Origin of the sequence: Streptomyces clavuligerus (genome assembly GCF_005519465.1) — a bacterium.
In the GTDB taxonomy this organism is placed as follows: domain Bacteria; phylum Actinomycetota; class Actinomycetes; order Streptomycetales; family Streptomycetaceae; genus Streptomyces; species Streptomyces clavuligerus.
Genome location: NZ_CP027858.1, coordinates 2,452,670 through 2,468,157, shown reverse-complemented (window position 1 = coordinate 2,468,157; position 15,488 = coordinate 2,452,670). Strand labels below are relative to the sequence as shown.

11 protein-coding genes and 1 pseudogene are annotated in these 15,488 nt (G+C 72.8%); 7 read left to right on the top strand and 5 right to left on the bottom strand.

Translation table 11 applies throughout. The features are described 5' to 3' along the window. Positions 1-125 precede the first annotated feature (125 nt). The 3 genes from CRV15_RS09990 to CRV15_RS09980 form a co-directional block, all read right to left on the bottom strand. Positions 126-1,238, bottom strand: a complete 1,113-nt coding sequence (locus CRV15_RS09990) for a hydroxyacid dehydrogenase (protein ID WP_003961529.1) — start codon at positions 1,236-1,238, stop codon at positions 126-128. A 69-nt stretch (positions 1,239-1,307) separates the two neighbouring features. Then, positions 1,308-2,084 carry an SDR family NAD(P)-dependent oxidoreductase gene (locus tag CRV15_RS09985; protein ID WP_003957113.1) on the bottom strand — a complete coding sequence of 259 codons (777 nt, stop codon included), beginning with the start codon at positions 2,082-2,084 and terminating at the stop codon, positions 1,308-1,310. A gap of 34 nt (positions 2,085-2,118) precedes the next feature. Continuing rightward, the gene (locus CRV15_RS09980; RefSeq protein ID WP_003957114.1) at positions 2,119-2,781 is read right to left on the bottom strand and encodes an MOSC domain-containing protein; all 663 of its coding nucleotides are present in this window, start codon (positions 2,779-2,781) and stop codon (positions 2,119-2,121) included. Positions 2,782-2,861: 80 nt separating this feature from the next. Between CRV15_RS09980 and CRV15_RS09975 the strand changes: the two genes are divergently transcribed. Continuing rightward, complete coding sequence (locus CRV15_RS09975; protein WP_003961530.1) at positions 2,862-3,758, top strand: LysR family transcriptional regulator; 897 nt, start codon at positions 2,862-2,864, stop codon at positions 3,756-3,758. A 293-nt stretch (positions 3,759-4,051) separates the two neighbouring features. On the opposite strand, the pseudogene CRV15_RS09970 reads toward CRV15_RS09975, so the two are convergent. Next, a pseudogene (locus CRV15_RS09970) lies at positions 4,052-4,363 on the bottom strand (WhiB family transcriptional regulator); the annotation flags it as partial. A gap of 426 nt (positions 4,364-4,789) precedes the next feature. Between CRV15_RS09970 and CRV15_RS09965 the strand changes: the two are divergent. The 4 genes from CRV15_RS09965 to CRV15_RS09950 all read left to right on the top strand — a co-directional run bounded on the left by CRV15_RS09965 (position 4,790) and on the right by CRV15_RS09950 (position 9,331). Then, the gene (locus CRV15_RS09965) at positions 4,790-5,401 is read left to right on the top strand and encodes a response regulator transcription factor (RefSeq protein ID WP_003948568.1); all 612 of its coding nucleotides are present in this window, start codon (positions 4,790-4,792) and stop codon (positions 5,399-5,401) included. Positions 5,402-5,726: 325 nt separating this feature from the next. Beyond that, positions 5,727-6,302, top strand: coding sequence for a sigma-70 family RNA polymerase sigma factor (locus CRV15_RS09960; protein WP_003957117.1), 576 nt, complete (start codon positions 5,727-5,729; stop codon positions 6,300-6,302). A 163-nt stretch (positions 6,303-6,465) separates the two neighbouring features. After that, the gene (gene guaB / locus CRV15_RS09955) at positions 6,466-7,968 is read left to right on the top strand and encodes an IMP dehydrogenase (protein ID WP_003957118.1); all 1,503 of its coding nucleotides are present in this window, start codon (positions 6,466-6,468) and stop codon (positions 7,966-7,968) included. A 238-nt stretch (positions 7,969-8,206) separates the two neighbouring features. After that, positions 8,207-9,331 carry a GuaB3 family IMP dehydrogenase-related protein gene (locus CRV15_RS09950; RefSeq protein ID WP_003961532.1) on the top strand — a complete coding sequence of 375 codons (1,125 nt, stop codon included), beginning with the start codon at positions 8,207-8,209 and terminating at the stop codon, positions 9,329-9,331. Positions 9,332-9,425: 94 nt separating this feature from the next. On the opposite strand, the gene CRV15_RS09945 is transcribed toward CRV15_RS09950, so the two are convergent. After that, positions 9,426-10,667 (bottom strand): nucleotide sugar dehydrogenase, encoded by a 1,242-nt coding sequence (locus CRV15_RS09945; RefSeq protein ID WP_003957120.1) that lies wholly within the window; start codon positions 10,665-10,667, stop codon positions 9,426-9,428. 318 nt (positions 10,668-10,985) lie between these two features. Between CRV15_RS09945 and CRV15_RS09940 the strand changes: the two genes are divergently transcribed. Together CRV15_RS09940 and CRV15_RS09935 are read left to right on the top strand one after the other, a co-directional pair. Continuing rightward, entirely contained in the window at positions 10,986-12,692 is a 1,707-nt protein-coding gene (locus tag CRV15_RS09940) for a glycerol-3-phosphate dehydrogenase/oxidase (RefSeq protein WP_003957121.1), read from the top strand. Between the two features lie 292 nt (positions 12,693-12,984). Next, positions 12,985-15,327 (top strand): serine/threonine-protein kinase, encoded by a 2,343-nt coding sequence (locus tag CRV15_RS09935; RefSeq protein ID WP_009997329.1) that lies wholly within the window; start codon positions 12,985-12,987, stop codon positions 15,325-15,327. Positions 15,328-15,488 lie beyond the last annotated feature (161 nt).

Here is a 15,488-nt window from a genome sequence, read left to right as displayed (position 1 = left end):
AGGGGCCGCCGAGGCCCCGCCGGAGCGGATACCGGAGTCAGTGGCTCCGACCGGCCCGGTGCCCCCGTCGCGGGGGCACCGGGCCGGTCCCGTTTTTCCGGCCCCCGGCTCCGGGCGCGCCCGGCTCAGGCGCCGTACCGCAGCTCGTCGCGGCGCACCGGCGAGGCGAAGGGCAGCCCCCGCGCGAACCGCTCCAGCTCGTCCAGGGCCCGTTCCGCCAGCCGGTGCACCTCGCCCCCGAGAGAGCCCGCGACATGCGGGGTCAGCAGCACGTTCGGCAGGGTGTAGAGCAGGGAGTCCGGGGCCGGGGGCTCGGGGTCGGTCACATCGAGCACCGCGGACAGCCGCCCCGACACCAGCTCCGCCAGCAGCGCCCCCTCGTCGACGAGCGAGCCCCGGGCGGTATTGATCAACGTCGCCCCGTCCCGCATCAGCGCCAGCCGGGGACCGTCGATCAGATGGAAGGTCTCCGGCAGCTCCGGGGCGTGCACCGAGACGATGTCGCTGCTCCCGCACAGCTCGTCGAGACCGGTCCGGCGCACCCCCAGCGCCGCCGCCTCCGCGTCGCCGGTGCACGGGTCGTACAGCAGCACCCGCAGATCGAAGGGGCGCAGCAGTCCGATCACCCGCCGACCGACCCGGGAGGCGCCGACGATGCCCACCGTGCGGCGGTAGTTGCCCAGGTCGGCGGGGGCCTGCCGCCAGTCGGGGCGGGTGCGTGCCCGGGTGTAGCGCCGGGCCGACTCCAGGACGCGTTTGCCCGCGAGGAGGATGGCGGCGAGGGTGTACTCGGCCACCGGGAGGGCGTTCGCGGACGCGGCCGACGAGACGGCGATCCCGCGGTCCCAGCAGGCGGCGGTGACATGGTGGCGCACGGACCCGGCGGCGTGGACGACGGCCCGCAGCCGGGGGGCGGCGGCGAGCGCCGCGGAGCCGATCACCGGGGCTCCCCAGCAGGTCAGCAGGGCGTCAGCGGTGGACAGCGCGGCGGCGACGGCGGGGGTCGGCGCGGTCAGGTCATGGGCGGTCAGCCCCGGATCGGTCCGGACCAGGGCGGTCAGCCGGGCCCGCTGCTCCGCCGTGAACAGCCGCTCCGCGACTCCGGGGCCCATGGCGAGCAGCACCTCGGGCCGGTCGCCGTCGGGCCCGTGGGCGACCCGCTCCCCCCGCCCCGTGTGCCTCGTGTGCCCTGTGTGTGCCGCGTGCTCCACATGCCCGGCGTGCTCCGCGTGCTCCATGGAGGACGGCTGCCCGTGCGGCCGGTGCCGTACGCCTGTGGGCGGGCGCGGCGCGGCGTACCGCTTCCGCTACTGCTGCGGCCCGTACTTGCGTCCGGCCCGGGAGCTGATCCCGCCCAGCACTCCGCGCGGCGCCAGCTTCGCCAGTCCGGTCAGCGCCTTGTAGCGGGGGTCGGGGACGGAGACGGTCTTCCCCCGGGAGAGGTCGGTGAGCGCGGCGCCCACCAGCTTGTCGGCGTCCAGCCACAGCCATCCGGGGATGTTGTCGGTGCCCATCCCGGCGCGCTGGTGGAACTCCGTCCGGACGAAACCGGGGCAGAGCGCCATCAGCCGTACCCCGGAACCGGCCAGGTCCCTGGCGGCGCCCTGGGTGAAGGAGACGACCCATGCCTTGGAGGCGCCGTAGGTGCCCCGGGGGACGAAGGCGGCCACGGACGCCACATTGATCACGGCGCCCCGGTGGCGCTCCCGCATCGCCTCCGTGCCCGCGGCCGTGAGCCGCAGCACCGCCTCGCAGTGCACCTTCAGCATGGTCAGCTCATCGGCCATGGAGACTTCGAGGAAGCGGCCCTTGTTGCCGAAACCGGCGTTGTTGACCAGCAGGTCCACTCCGTCACGGCGGTCCCCGAGCCGCTTTTCGACCTGGTTGATCCCGTCCTCCGTGGAGAGGTCGGCGGTGAGCGCCTCCACTTCGACGCCGTGCCGGTCGTGCAGCTCGGTGGCCTGTGCCTGCAACCTCTTGGTGTCGCGTGCCACCAGCACCAGGTTGTGTCCGTCGGCGGCGAGCCGCCGTGCGAACGCGGCGCCGATGCCCGCGGTCGCTCCCGTGATCAATGCGGTCGTCATAGGGGAAACCGTAGTGCCCGTTGGCGATGGACGGTCAGGGGCGGCCGTACTTCGCGACATATTCACGCGCGATTCGCCGCAGATCCTCATGGAGCGCGTCGCCCGCCGCCAGGACCTCGGGGAGCAGTGTGCGCTCGGTGGTCGCGGCCCGGAAGCCCATGGCCGCCGTCACCGTGTGGTCCGGCCGGTGCACGATCTGCACCGGGTCGCCCGCCCGGACCTCGCCGGGCTCGATGACCCGCAGATACGCCCCGGACCTGGCCCGCTGGGTGAACCGCCGGACCCAGCCCGGCTCACCCATCCAGCCCTGGAACGTACGGCACGGCATGCGGCCGTCCGTGACCTCCAGGACCAGCCGGTCGCCGATCCGCCAGCGCTCGCCGATCAGGGCCTCGCTGACCTCCAGGCCCTCGGTGGTCAGATTCTCGCCGAAGATCCCGTTGTGCAGGGGGCGGCCCAGCTCGCGCTGCCACGCGTCGAGATCCTCCCGGGCGAACGCGTACACCGCCTGGTCCGAGCCGCCGTGGTGGCGCAGATCGCCGATCATGTCCCCGGCGAGACCGCTGCCGCCGACGCCGCTCGGTCCGGGGTCGGCCACCTGGACGGCGCCCTCGACGGGGCGTTTGTCGATGGCGGAGGGGCGGTCGCTGTACTCCACCGGCCGGGTGCTGCCCACATTCACGGTCAGAATTCTCATGACCCCACGCTAAACCCGACGATCTCAAATGCCCCAGCCATTAATTAATTCGACCCCCAAGCGTCACTTATACTCAAGGGGTGATCGAAGCCCGTCATCTCCGTGTGCTGCGTGCCGTGGCCACCACCGGTTCCTTCTCCGCCGCCGCCCGCGCCCTGGGCTGCACCCAGCCCGCCGTGAGCCAGCAGATGAAGGCCCTGGAGACCTCGGCGGGCACCCCGCTGCTGATCCGCACGGGCCGTGAGATGCGGCTGACCCAGGCCGGTGAGGTGCTGGTGCGCCACGCCTCCGGCATCCTCGCCGGGCTGACGGCGGCCGAGGAGGAGGTCGCGGCCATCGCCGGGCTGCGCGCGGGCCGGGTGCGGCTCGTCTCGTTCCCGAGCGGCAGCTCCACCCTGGTGCCCTCCGCGCTCGCCGCGCTGCGGGCCGCCCACCCGGGTACCCGGGTCTCCCTGGTGGAGGCGGAGCCGCCGCGCTCGGTGGAGATGCTGCGCGAGGGCGACTGCGATGTGGCGCTGGCCTTCCGTTACGCGGGCGCCGAGCGCGAGGCGGAGTGGGGGGACCTGGTGGTGCGGCCCCTGCTGTCCGACCGGCTCGTCGGGCTGGTCCCGGAGGGCCACCGGCTGGCCGGCGCGGACACCGTGACCATCGACGACCTCGCCGACGAGCCCTGGATCGCGGGCTGCCCGCGCTGCCGCCGACAGCTCGTGGAGGTGTGCGAGTCGGCCGGGTTCGCCCCCCGTATCGACTTCGCCACCGACGACTATCCGACGGTGATCGGGCTGGTGGGGGCGGGACTCGGGGTCGCGGTGCTGCCCGGTCTCGCGCTGGAGTCGGTACGTCCCAAGGGGGCGCGCGCCGTCGCGGTGGAGCCGCCCGTGGTGCGGGAGATCGTCGCCCTGACCCTGCCGGACCTCTCCCAGGTCCCGGCGGTCGCCGCCACCCTGGACCAGCTCGCCCTGGCCGCCTCCCGCTGAGCGCCGGTGCCCCGGCCCCGGGCGCGTGCCCGGGGGTGGGCAGGGCCCGGCGGGGGCCAGCGGGGCCCGGCGGGGTCAGCGGGGGTGGGTGGGGATGGGCAGGAACGTTTCTCCGGAGTCCGGCGCGGCGGTGAGGACGCTCAGCCCTGGGCGTGTCCCGCCGTTCCCGCGGTCCGCGCCGCGGCCCCGGCGGTACGGACCGGCTCCGCCGCGCCCGCGGCCCCGGCCCGGTCCGCCGCCGTCCCGCCGGACGCGCCGCCGGAGTGCCCGTTCGGCGCGCCGTCGGACGTCCTGTTCGGCGCTCCGTTCGTCGCCGGGACCAGCCGGTGCCTGGCGCGGCCCATCAGCTCCTCGCGCTCGTCCTCGGTCAGCCCGCCCCACACGCCGTACGGCTCCCGCACCGCCAGCGCGTGCGCCGCGCACTCCGCGCGTACCGGGCACCTCATGCACACCTCTTTCGCCGAGTTCTCCCGGGCGCTGCGCGCCGCGCCCCGCTCGCCCTCGGGGTGGAAGAAGAGCGAACTGTCCACACCGCGGCAGGCCGCGAGGAGCTGCCAGTCCCACAGATCGGCGTTGGGTCCGGGAAGGCGGGAGAAATCTGCCATGGCGCTTGCCCCTTGAAACCGTTGAAACCGTGCTGAGCGGATCGGTCAGGTCGCGCGCGGGCGGGGATACGGGCCGTACCCGGCACCCGCACACTGCCCCACGACCGTACATCTAATGTGTAAGTAGATGTAAATATGATTCATTGCGAATCTAGCCATAGACACCACCCAAAGTGAAGAAAAGCCGCTAAATGGGGCATGCCTGAGGTGTGAAGAACCGTTCCCCCCTGGTAGCGGGCCTCCTCGCGCGGAGTGCCGAAGAGTGCGGGCCGACCCGTAACTCTTTCGAGTGACCGTCGTTGGTAGTGCGGAGGCGGTTGAAGCGACAGCGCTCGGTCACATGTCCGGAGCGTTCAACCGCACAGGTGAAGACACGTACCCAGCCTGGAGGCACAACGTGACGCGCATCAGCTGCGGAGGACGGCCATGACATCCGTCCTCGTCTGTGACGACTCCCCGCTCGCCCGAGAAGCACTCCGCCGCGCGGTCGCGACCGTGCCCGGTGTCGAGCGTGTGACGACCGCGGCCAACGGCGAGGAAGTCCTCCGCCGCTGGGGCGCCGACCGCTCGGATCTGATCCTCATGGACGTGCGCATGCCCGGACTGGGCGGCGTCGAGACCGTGCGGCGGCTGCTCTCGGCCGACCCCGGCGCCCGGATCATCATGCTCACCGTCGCCGAGGACCTCGACGGGGTGGCGCTGGCCGTCGCCGCCGGGGCCCGGGGCTATCTGCACAAGGACGCCTCCCGCGCCGAGCTGCGCGCGACGGTCACCCAGGCGCTCGCCGACCCCACCTGGCGGCTCGCCCCCCGGCGGCTGCGCTCGGCCGAGATGGGAGCCGCGCCCACGCTCACCGCGCGGGAGATCCAGGTGCTCGAAGGAATGAGCCACGGCCGCTCCAACGCCGAGATCGGCCGGGAGCTCTTCCTCTCCGAGGACACGGTCAAGACCCACGCCCGGCGGCTCTTCAAGAAGCTGGGGGCCTCGGACCGGGCCCACGCCGTGGCGCTCGGATTCCGCTGGGGTCTGGTCCGCTAGACACCCCCCAGGGCGAAGCCCCCGGAGACCGGCCCCTCAGGGCGGAACCCCCGGCGGACGACCGGCCCGGGGGGTGCGGGCACAGCGCCCCCCGGACCCCGCCCGCCCGTACGGTGGGCGGGGAGCGGCGAGGAGCTGACGACCGTACGCGTCCGTTTCCGGCGTGATGCCGCATCCTTGAGATGTGGAGTTCCTCGGGGACGAGTCCGGCGAGCGGAAGGGGAGGGCGCAGGCCATGAGTTCCGGCGCACCTGCTCATAACGCTTCGGTGCACAACATGGGACACGGTGCCACGGATCAGCGGCCACCAAGGCACCATGGACCGATGCGTGACGACAACACCACGGTGATCGGTGCACTCGTTCACCGTGCCGTCGAGGGAGACGAGCAAGCCACGCACGACCTCCTCGCGCATGTCCACCCGCTCGCGCTGCGCTACTGCCGCACCCGGCTCAACCGGCTGCCCGGTGACGCGCGCCACTTCGTGGAGGATCTGGCCCAGGAGGTCTGTGTCGCCGTCCTGATGGCCCTGCCCCGCTACCGGGACACCGGCAGGCCCTTCGAGGCGTTCGTCTTCGCGATCGCCACGCACAAGGTCGCCGATCTCCAGCGGGCCGCCATGCGCCACCCCGGATCGACGGCCGTCCCCTCCGACGAGATGCCCGAGCGGCCCGACGACTCCCTCGGCCCGGAGGAGCGCGCCCTGCTCAGCGACGACGCCGAGTGGGCCCGCAAGCTGCTGGCCAATCTGCCGGAGAACCAGCGCGAGCTGCTGGTGCTGCGGGTCGCGGTCGGGCTGACGGCGGAGGAGACCGGACAGATGCTGGGCATGTCCCCGGGCGCGGTCCGGGTCGCCCAGCACCGCGCCCTGAGCAGGCTGCGCGCGCTCGCCGAGCAGTAGCCCCGTCCGGCCCCGGCGGCCGGCGGGGCGCCCCGCGCACCGACCCGGCGGTATGTGTATCAACCCACAAACCGGCCGGGCGATCTTGTTTGTGGAATGAGTCGGGGCCTCAGGCCGTTAGCATGGACATCCGCACCGATCAAGGCCATTTGGGGAAGGTGTCATGACCAACGTCGACGGAGTGCCCGAGAAATTCGCGACACTCGGGCTGACCTACGACGATGTGCTGCTGCTGCCGGGCGCCTCGGAGATGGCTCCCGACCAGATCGACACCTCCTCGTACCTGTCGAGGAACGTCAAGGTGAACATCCCGCTGCTCTCCGCGGCGATGGACAAGGTCACCGAGTCCCGCATGGCCATCGCCATGGCCCGGCAGGGCGGCGCGGGGGTGCTGCACCGCAATCTCTCCATCGCCGACCAGGCCAACCAGGTCGACCTGGTCAAGCGCTCCGAGTCCGGCATGGTCACGGACCCGATCACGGTGCACCCCGAGGCGACCCTTGGCGAGGCCGACGAGCTGTGCGCGAAGTTCCGCATCAGCGGCGTCCCGGTCACCGACCGCTCCGGCAGGCTGCTGGGCATCGTCACCAACCGTGACATGGCCTTCGAGTCCGACCGCAGCCGTCAGGTGCGCGAGGTCATGACCCCGATGCCGCTGGTCACCGGCAAGGTCGGGATCTCCGGTGTGGACGCCATGGAGCTGCTCCGCCGCCACAAGATCGAGAAGCTGCCGCTGGTCGACGAGGCCGGTGTGCTCAAGGGCCTGATCACGGTCAAGGACTTCGTCAAGGCCGAGCAGTACCCCAACGCCGCCAAGGACAAGAACGGCCGGCTGGTCGTCGGCGCGGCCGTGGGTGTCGCCGGTGACGCCTTCGAGCGGGCCCAGGCGCTGATCGAGGCCGGTGTCGACTTCATCGTCGTGGACACCGCCCACGGCCACTCCCGGCTGGTCGGCGACATGGTCGCCAAGATCAAGTCGAACTCCTCCGGCGTCGATGTCATCGGCGGCAACATCGCCACCCGCGACGGCGCCCAGGCGCTGATCGACTCCGGTGTCGACGGCATCAAGGTGGGCGTGGGCCCCGGCTCGATCTGCACCACCCGGGTGGTCGCCGGTATCGGAGTGCCGCAGGTCACCGCGATCTACGAGGCGTCCCTCGCGGCCAAGGCGGCCGGTGTCCCGGTCATCGGCGACGGCGGGCTCCAGTACTCCGGCGACATCGCCAAGGCCCTGGTCGCCGGTGCCGACACGGTGATGCTCGGCTCGCTGCTCGCGGGCTGCGAGGAGTCCCCGGGCGAGCTGCTGTTCATCAACGGCAAGCAGTTCAAGTCGTACCGGGGCATGGGCTCGCTGGGCGCCATGCAGTCCCGCGGCGACCAGCGCTCGTTCTCCAAGGACCGCTACTTCCAGGAGGGCGTCGCCTCCGACGAGAAGCTGGTGCCCGAGGGCATTGAGGGCCAGGTGCCCTACCGCGGTCCGCTGTCGGCCGTGGTGCACCAGCTCGTGGGCGGTCTGCGGCAGTCGATGTTCTACGTCGGCGGACGCACCGTGCCCGAGCTCCAGGACCGGGGCCGCTTCGTCCGGATCACCTCGGCGGGGCTCAAGGAGAGCCACCCGCACGACATCCAGATGACCGTCGAGGCGCCCAACTACAGCCGGAAGTGACGGCGGCCTACAGCAGGAAGTGACGGCGGCGGCACACCGCCACCGGCGGCAGCCGCCCCATCGCGCGCACGGGGGCGGCCCGGGATTCCACCGGGCCGCCCCCGCCGTGTGCCTGCCCCCGGCTCCGCCGGACCCGGCCCCCGCGGGCGGGCGGAGGTGCCGTATGGGTGGAAAGAGCCCCTGTCGTACGCGTCGGGGATACTGGTAGACGCCAACGTAGAGGGAAAGGCCACACAAGGTGACTGAGATCGAGATCGGGCGCGGCAAGCGCGGTCGCAGGGCGTACGCGTTCGATGACATCGCCGTCGTTCCCAGCAGGCGTACCCGGGACCCGAAGGAGGTCTCGATCGCCTGGCAGATCGACGCCTACCGCTTCGACCTTCCCTTCCTCGCTGCCCCGATGGACTCCGTGGTCTCCCCGCAGACCGCGATCCGCATCGGTGAGCTGGGCGGCCTCGGGGTGCTCAACCTGGAGGGCCTGTGGACGCGGTACGAGGACCCGCAGCCGCTGCTCGACGAGATCGCCGAGCTGCCCGTCGAGACCGCGACCCGCCGTCTCCAGGAGATCTACGCGGCTCCGATCAAGGAGGAGCTGATCGGGCAGCGGATCAAGGAGGTGCGCGACTCGGGTGTGATCACCGCCGCCGCGCTCTCCCCGCAGCGGACCGCGCAGTTCTCCAAGGCCGTGGTCGACGCCGGGGTGGACATCTTCGTCATCCGCGGCACCACCGTCTCCGCGGAGCACGTCTCCGGCGCCGCCGAGCCGCTGAACCTGAAGCAGTTCATCTACGAGCTGGACGTCCCGGTCATCGTCGGCGGCTGCGCCACCTACACGGCCGCGCTGCACCTGATGCGCACGGGCGCGGCGGGTGTCCTCGTCGGCTTCGGCGGCGGCGCCGCCCACACCACGCGCAATGTGCTCGGCATCCAGGTGCCGATGGCCACCGCGGTGGCGGACGTGGCCGCCGCCCGCCGGGACTACATGGACGAGTCCGGCGGCCGCTATGTCCACGTGATCGCCGACGGCGGAGTGGGCTGGTCCGGCGATCTGCCCAAGGCCGTCGCCTGCGGCGCCGACGCCGTGATGGTGGGCTCCCCGCTGGCCCGCGCCACCGACGCGCCCGGCCGGGGACGGCACTGGGGCATGGAGGCCGTCCACGAGGACGTGCCGCGCGGCAAGCTGGTCGACCTCGGCATCGTGGGCACCACCGAGGAGGTCCTGACGGGCCCCTCGCACACCCCGGACGGCTCGATGAACTTCTTCGGGGCGCTGCGCCGCGCGATGGCCACCACCGGCTACAGCGAGCTGAAGGAGTTCCAGCGGGTCGAGGTGACCGTCGCGGACTCGCAGCACCGCCGCTGAGCCTCCGCCGCCGTACCCGTCGAGGGGCCCGGTCACCGTCGTCCGACGGTGACCGGGCCCCTCGCGCCGTTCCCGGGGCCCTCGGGGCAGTGGCTCAGAGGCGGTGGGCGGCGCCCGAGGGGACCACGCCCCGGGTGTCCAGCAGCAGCTGGGCCTTCACGGCGAGTCCTTGCAGGTCATAGGTGCGGTGCGGCTGGAGCAGCACGGTGAGGTCGGCCTCGGCCGCCGTCTCGTAGACGAAGTCCGCGCGGGGTACGGGCTGCTCGTGCACCCGCCAGTGCGGGACGTGCGGGTCGTGGTAGCTGACCGCCGCGCCCAGCTCCATCAGCCGACGGGCGACGGTGGTGGCCGGGGAGCCCGCGAGATCCGGCAGATCGGGCTTGTAGGTGACGCCCAGGAGCAGCACCCGCGCGCCGCGCGCCGACTTTCCGTGTTCGTTCAGGAGGGTGGCGCAGCGCTGGATGACGTACTGCGGCATCCGGTCGTTGATCTCCTGGGCGAGGCCGACCATCCGCAGCGGGTGGCCGGGGGTGCGCCCGCTGTAGGGGAGGGTGCCCGGGTCCAGCGGGACGGTGTGGCCGCCGACGCCGGGCCCGGGGCGGAAGGACTGGAAGCCGTACGGCTTGGTCTCGGCGCAGCGGATCACGTCCCAGAGGTCGATCCCGAGGTCGTGGCAGAGCACCGCCATCTCGTTGACGAGGGCGATGTTCACATGGCGGAAGTTGGTCTCCAGGACCTTGACGGTCTCGGCCTCGCGCAGGCCCCGGGCGCGGACGACCTTCTCGGTGAGCCGTCCGTAGAACGCGGCTGCCGCCTCGGTGCAGGCCGGGGTGAGTCCGCCGATGACCTTGGGGGTGCGGGCGTAGTCGTGGCTGCGGCGGCCCGGGTCGACCCGGCCGGGCGAGTACGCGAGATGGAAGTCCCGTCCGGCCCTGAGCCCCGAGCCCTCCTCCAGGATGGGGCGCAGCACCGCCTCGGTCGTCCCGGGCTGGACGGCGGACTCCACCACGACGGTGGTGTACGGGCGCATCCGGGCGGCGAGCGCGCGGGTGGCCTCGGTGAGCGGGCCGAGGTCGAGCGCCCGGTCCGGGCCGAGCGGGGTGGGGGCGCAGAGGGCGGCGGTGCGGACGCGGCCGAGGGCCGCCGGGTCGGTGACCGTGCGGAAGCCCCCGGACACCATCCGGCGGATGTCGGCGGGGGTGCGCCCGGCGGCGGGTTCGCTGAGCTGCCGGGGGTCGGGGTCGTAGCCGATGGTCGAGATCCCGGCGGCCACGGCGGCCTGGGCGAGGGGCAGGCCGTGGTGTCCGAGTCCGATGACGACGAGGTCTGCGGGCATGGGTGGGGGTCGTCCTTCCCTGAGCCGCCTATAGCCGGAGGGGAGCTTTCACGCAAGCCCTGTGGGCGAAACGGGCGCAGCGCAATGTCACACTAGGCGTAAATATGACCGATATGCCGCATTATCGGAGCGTGGCGGGCCGAGTGTTGTCCACAGGCGGTGGCTGAAGTCGTTGACTGCGGACAGAATCGATGTTGTGAGCCCGATCGCGAGTTCCCTGTCGCGAAGTCTGTTCGGGCGGACCGGGTCCGTGCCGTGCCGGCCATGCCGTGCGGGGCACCGGGCAGGGGTACACGGGGGCGACGGGAGGCAAGTGCGGTGAAGACAGCGACACTGGGGCCGAAGGAGCGGGTGCGGGCGCTCACCACCATGGCCGAGCGCGAGCTGGACGTGCTGGTCGTCGGGGCCGGAGTGGTCGGCGCGGGCACCGCGCTGGACGCGGTGACCCGGGGCCTGGCCACCGGCCTCGTCGAGGCCAGGGACTGGGCCTCGGGCACCTCCAGCCGCTCCAGCAAGCTCATCCACGGCGGTCTGCGCTATCTGGAGATGCTGGACTTCGCCCTGGTGCGCGAGGCCCTGAAGGAGCGCGGCCTCCTGCTGGAGCGGCTCGCGCCGCACCTGGTCAAGCCGGTGCCGTTCCTCTATCCCCTCCAGCACCAGGGCTGGGAGCGGCTGTACGCGGGATCGGGTGTCGCGCTGTACGACGCCATGTCGGTCTCCTCGGGCCACGGCCGGGGGCTGCCCGTCCACCGGCACCTCTCCCGGCGGCAGGCGCTCAGGGTCGCGCCCTGCCTCAAACGGGAGGCCCTCGTCGGGGCGCTCCAGTACTACGACGCCCAGATGGACGACGCCCGCTATGTGGCCACCCTGGTCAGGACCGCCGCGAGCTATGGCGCCCAGGTCGCCAGCCGGGCCCGGGTCATCGGCTTCCTCCGCGAGGGCGAGCGGGTCGTCGGCGCCCGGGTGCAGGACGTCGAGACCGGTGGGGAGTACGAGATCCGCGCCAAGCAGATCGTGAACGCGACCGGGGTGTGGACCGACGACACCCAGGCGCTGATCGGTGAGCGCGGCCAGTTCCATGTCCGTGCCTCCAAGGGCATCCATCTGGTGGTGCCCAAGGACCGCATCCACTCCACCACCGGGCTGATCCTGCGCACCGAGAAGTCCGTGCTGTTCGTCATCCCCTGGGGGCGGCACTGGATCGTCGGCACCACGGACACCGACTGGGACCTGGACAAGGCGCACCCCGCCGCCTCCAGCGCCGACATCGACTATCTGTTGGAGCACGTCAACTCGGTCCTGGCCGTCCCCCTGACCCGGGACGACGTCCAGGGGGTCTACGCCGGGCTGCGCCCGCTGCTCGCCGGGGAGTCGGACGCCACGAGCAAGCTCTCCCGCGAGCACACCGTCGCCCACCCGGTGCCGGGCCTCGTGGTGGTCGCGGGCGGCAAGTACACCACCTACCGGGTGATGGCCAAGGACGCCGTCGACGAGGCCGTGCACGGCCTCGACCAGCGGGTCGCCCCCTGTGTCACCGAGAATGTGCCGCTCGCCGGGGCCGAGGGCTACGCCGCGCTGTGGAACGCCCGGGCGCGGATCGCCGAGCGCACCGGCATCCATGTGGCCCGTGTCGAACATCTGCTCAACCGGTTCGGCTCACTGATCGACGAGCTGATCGCGCTCATCAAGGCCGACGCCTCCCTCGGCGAGCCGCTGACCGGCGCCGACGACTATCTGCGGGCCGAGGTCGTCTACGCCGCTTCGCACGAGGGCGCCCGCCATCTCGACGATGTGCTCACCCGGCGCACCCGGATCTCGATCGAGACCTTCGACCGGGGCACCCGCTGCGCCCGGGAGTGCGCCGAGTTGATGGCCCCGGTGCTGGGGTGGGGGCCGGAGCAGATCGACAAGGAGGTCGCCCACTACGAGAAGCGGGTGGAGGCCGAGCGCGAGTCGCAGCGCCAGCCCGACGATCTGACGGCGGACGCGGCCCGGTTGGGGGCGCCCGACATCGTCCCGCTCTGACGCCCCCGCGTACCGGCCCCCGGCAGGGTCAGGGCCGCGTCCACGCCCGGTCCGGACCGGGCGGGCGCCGGGCCCGGCGGGCCGTGTTCCAGGGGTCGGTACGGTCCGGCCCGGGCCCGGTGCGCCTGGCATGGTGTACCCCTCAACCTTCCGGTGCGCACCGGTGGTCCGCGGACCCGGAAGAAACACCCGTCCCGGAGTGAGGGACAATGATGGCTCTGCCAAGGCGTGTTACCGCATCGCGCGGGAGCGGCAGGCGCGGGCGAAGATCCAGGGATCGCAGAGGGGACGCATGTCGGAGGCGGAGCAGTCGCGAAAGCCCCAGCAGGACAAGTCCACCGCTCCAGGGCCGGAGCGGACCGGCGAGACGTCCGGAGGGGCCCGGGGGGACTCGGGACCGGGGACGCCCGGCGGACGGACCGCGGCCGGCGGTGCTGACGCCGGTACAGACGCGGGCGTGCGGCCCGGGGTTGAGCCGGAGGACCCGGACAGCACGGCGGCGGCGCCCCACCCCGTCGGCCGCCCGGCCGCGGGAGCCCTGCTGCCCCGGCAGGCGGACGGCAGGGAGCCCGCGGGCGCACGGTCCGGGGAGCGGGGCGCCACCGGCGGACGCCAGGCGTCCGCCACCGGGTCCGGCGCGGCCACCGGGCGGAGCGCACCCGGGTCCGGGACCCCGGCGCGCGGCACCGGGGAGGCCCGGGGCGCCAGGGGCGGCGACACCGGCGGCGGCCAGGTCTCCGAAGGGCGGCTGCTCGCCGGGCGCTACCGCCTCGGCGCGGTCCTCGGGCGCGGCGGCATGGGCACCGTCTGGCGGGCCGAGGACGAGACCCTGGGACGGACCGTCGCCGTCAAGGAACTGCGCTTCCCCAACAGCATCGACGAGGAGGAGAAGCGCCGCCTCATCACCCGCACCCTCCGCGAGGCCAAGGCGATCGCCCGGATTCGCAACAACAACGCGGTGACGGTCTTCGACGTCGTCGACGAGGACGACCGCCCCTGGATCGTGATGGAGCTGGTCGAGGGCCGGTCCCTCGCCGAAGTCATCCGGGAGGACGGCACCCTGACGCCCCGCAGGGCCGCCGAGGTCGGACTCGCCATCCTCGACGTGCTGCGCGCGGCACACCGCCAGGGCATCCTGCACCGCGATGTGAAGCCCTCCAACGTGCTCATCGCCGACGAGGGCCGGGTGGTGCTCACCGACTTCGGCATCGCCCAGGTCGAGGGCGACCCGTCCATCACCTCCACCGGCATGCTCGTCGGCGCCCCCTCGTACATCTCGCCGGAGCGGGCCCGGGGCCACCGGCCCGGCCCCGCCGCCGACCTCTGGTCGCTCGGCGGGCTGCTGTACGCGAGCGTGGAGGGCTGCCCGCCCTACGACAAGGGGTCGGCGATCGCGACCCTGACCGCCGTGATGACCGAGCCCCTGGACCCGCCGGGGAACGCGGGCCCGCTGGAGGAGGTCATCTACGGCCTGCTCGCGAAGGACCCGGCCCTGCGTCTGGACGACGCGGGCGCCCGTGCCCTGCTCACCAAGGCGCTGTCCGCGCCGGACACGCCCGTGCGCCCCGAGCCGCCGGTGGACGCCACCCGGGCGATGGCGCTGCCGCCGATCCCGCCGCCGCCCGCCGCGCCCCTGACGCGACCGGTGCCGCCCCGGCGGCCGGCGCCGCCGCGCCCCGTCGGTCCCGTGGGAGCCGGTCCGGTGTCCCGCGCGCCGGGACAGCCCGCTCCGATGCCCCCGGTGCCGCCCGTGCAGCGGGCCGCCCCGGTGCGTGCCCCGCTCACCGATGTGGTGCCCCGGCGCACGATGGTGATCATCGCGGTCGTGGTGGCGCTCGCCGTCGCGGCCACCGTGCTCTATCTGACGATCGGCCCCGAGGACAAGGGCGCGGGCGACGGGGGCAAGAAGGAGACGGCCGACTCCGCCGGGGTCACCGCCTCGTCGGGTTCGGACGCCACCCCCGACGGCGGGCCGGGCAGCCCGGCCGCGTCCGGTGGCGAGGGCACGGGCGACACCCCCGGTGGGACCGGCGAAGGGCAGGGCGGCACAGGGACCGGGAAAGACACCGAGAACACCGAGAACACCGAGAAGGACGAGAAGGACGGAACGGACGGGAAGGAAGAGGAGGAGGCGGCGGAGAAGGACGCCGGGGATGAGGCCGGGAAGCCGGGCGGGGTCCCCGAGGGGTTCCAGCAGGTCTCGAACGACCGGTTCCGTTTCCAGCTCGCGATGCCCGAGGGCTTCCGTATGACCAAGGTCGCCGGGCAGGGCTCCGGCGGCGTCTACAGCGAGAACGGCGGCTTCCCCCGGGTCCAGGTCGACTTCACCGCCACCCCCGGCGACGATGCCGCCGCCGCGTGGAACGCCGCCGTGCCGGGCGTCCGCGGCTCCAGCAGCCAATACCGTCATATCGGGGTGAAGGAGGTCGAGTTCAACGGCTATCCGACGGTCGCCGACTGGGAGTTCGAGCGCACCCAGGGCGGTGAGCGCGTCCGGGTGCTCAACCGGGGCTTCAAGGTCGACGGCGGGCGCGGCTACGCGATCATGATCAGTTGCCCGGCGGCCGACTGGAACAAGCCGGAGTGCGAGAAGATCCGCACCACGGCGTTCACCACGTTCAAGCCCAAAGGCTGAACCGATACACGTATCGTGAGAGCCGGTGGGAGCTGTCGGCAACAGACGTACGAACGGCCGGAATTGACGCATCGGACGGCTTCCCGCTCTGCTGGTGCCGGACGGGGGCCGTACCGCGCCCGCCGGTGGACGGACGGTTCATGGACGGACGGTCGGTGGAC

Excerpts from the sequence above, each read along its gene's own strand:
- CRV15_RS09965 (WP_003948568.1), top strand. The coding sequence starts at position 4,790 with ATGACATCCGTCCTCGTCTGTGACGACTCCCCGCTCGCCCGAGAAGCA.
- CRV15_RS09985 (WP_003957113.1), bottom strand. The coding sequence starts at position 2,084 with ATGACGACCGCATTGATCACGGGAGCGACCGCGGGCATCGGCGCCGCG.
- CRV15_RS09945 (WP_003957120.1), bottom strand. The coding sequence starts at position 10,667 with ATGCCCGCAGACCTCGTCGTCATCGGACTCGGACACCACGGCCTGCCC.
- CRV15_RS09990 (WP_003961529.1), bottom strand. The coding sequence starts at position 1,238 with ATGGAGCACGCGGAGCACGCCGGGCATGTGGAGCACGCGGCACACACA.
- guaB (WP_003957118.1), top strand. The coding sequence starts at position 6,466 with ATGACCAACGTCGACGGAGTGCCCGAGAAATTCGCGACACTCGGGCTG.
- CRV15_RS09960 (WP_003957117.1), top strand. The coding sequence starts at position 5,727 with ATGCGTGACGACAACACCACGGTGATCGGTGCACTCGTTCACCGTGCC.
- CRV15_RS09935 (WP_009997329.1), top strand. The coding sequence starts at position 12,985 with ATGTCGGAGGCGGAGCAGTCGCGAAAGCCCCAGCAGGACAAGTCCACC.
- CRV15_RS09980 (WP_003957114.1), bottom strand. The coding sequence starts at position 2,781 with ATGAGAATTCTGACCGTGAATGTGGGCAGCACCCGGCCGGTGGAGTAC.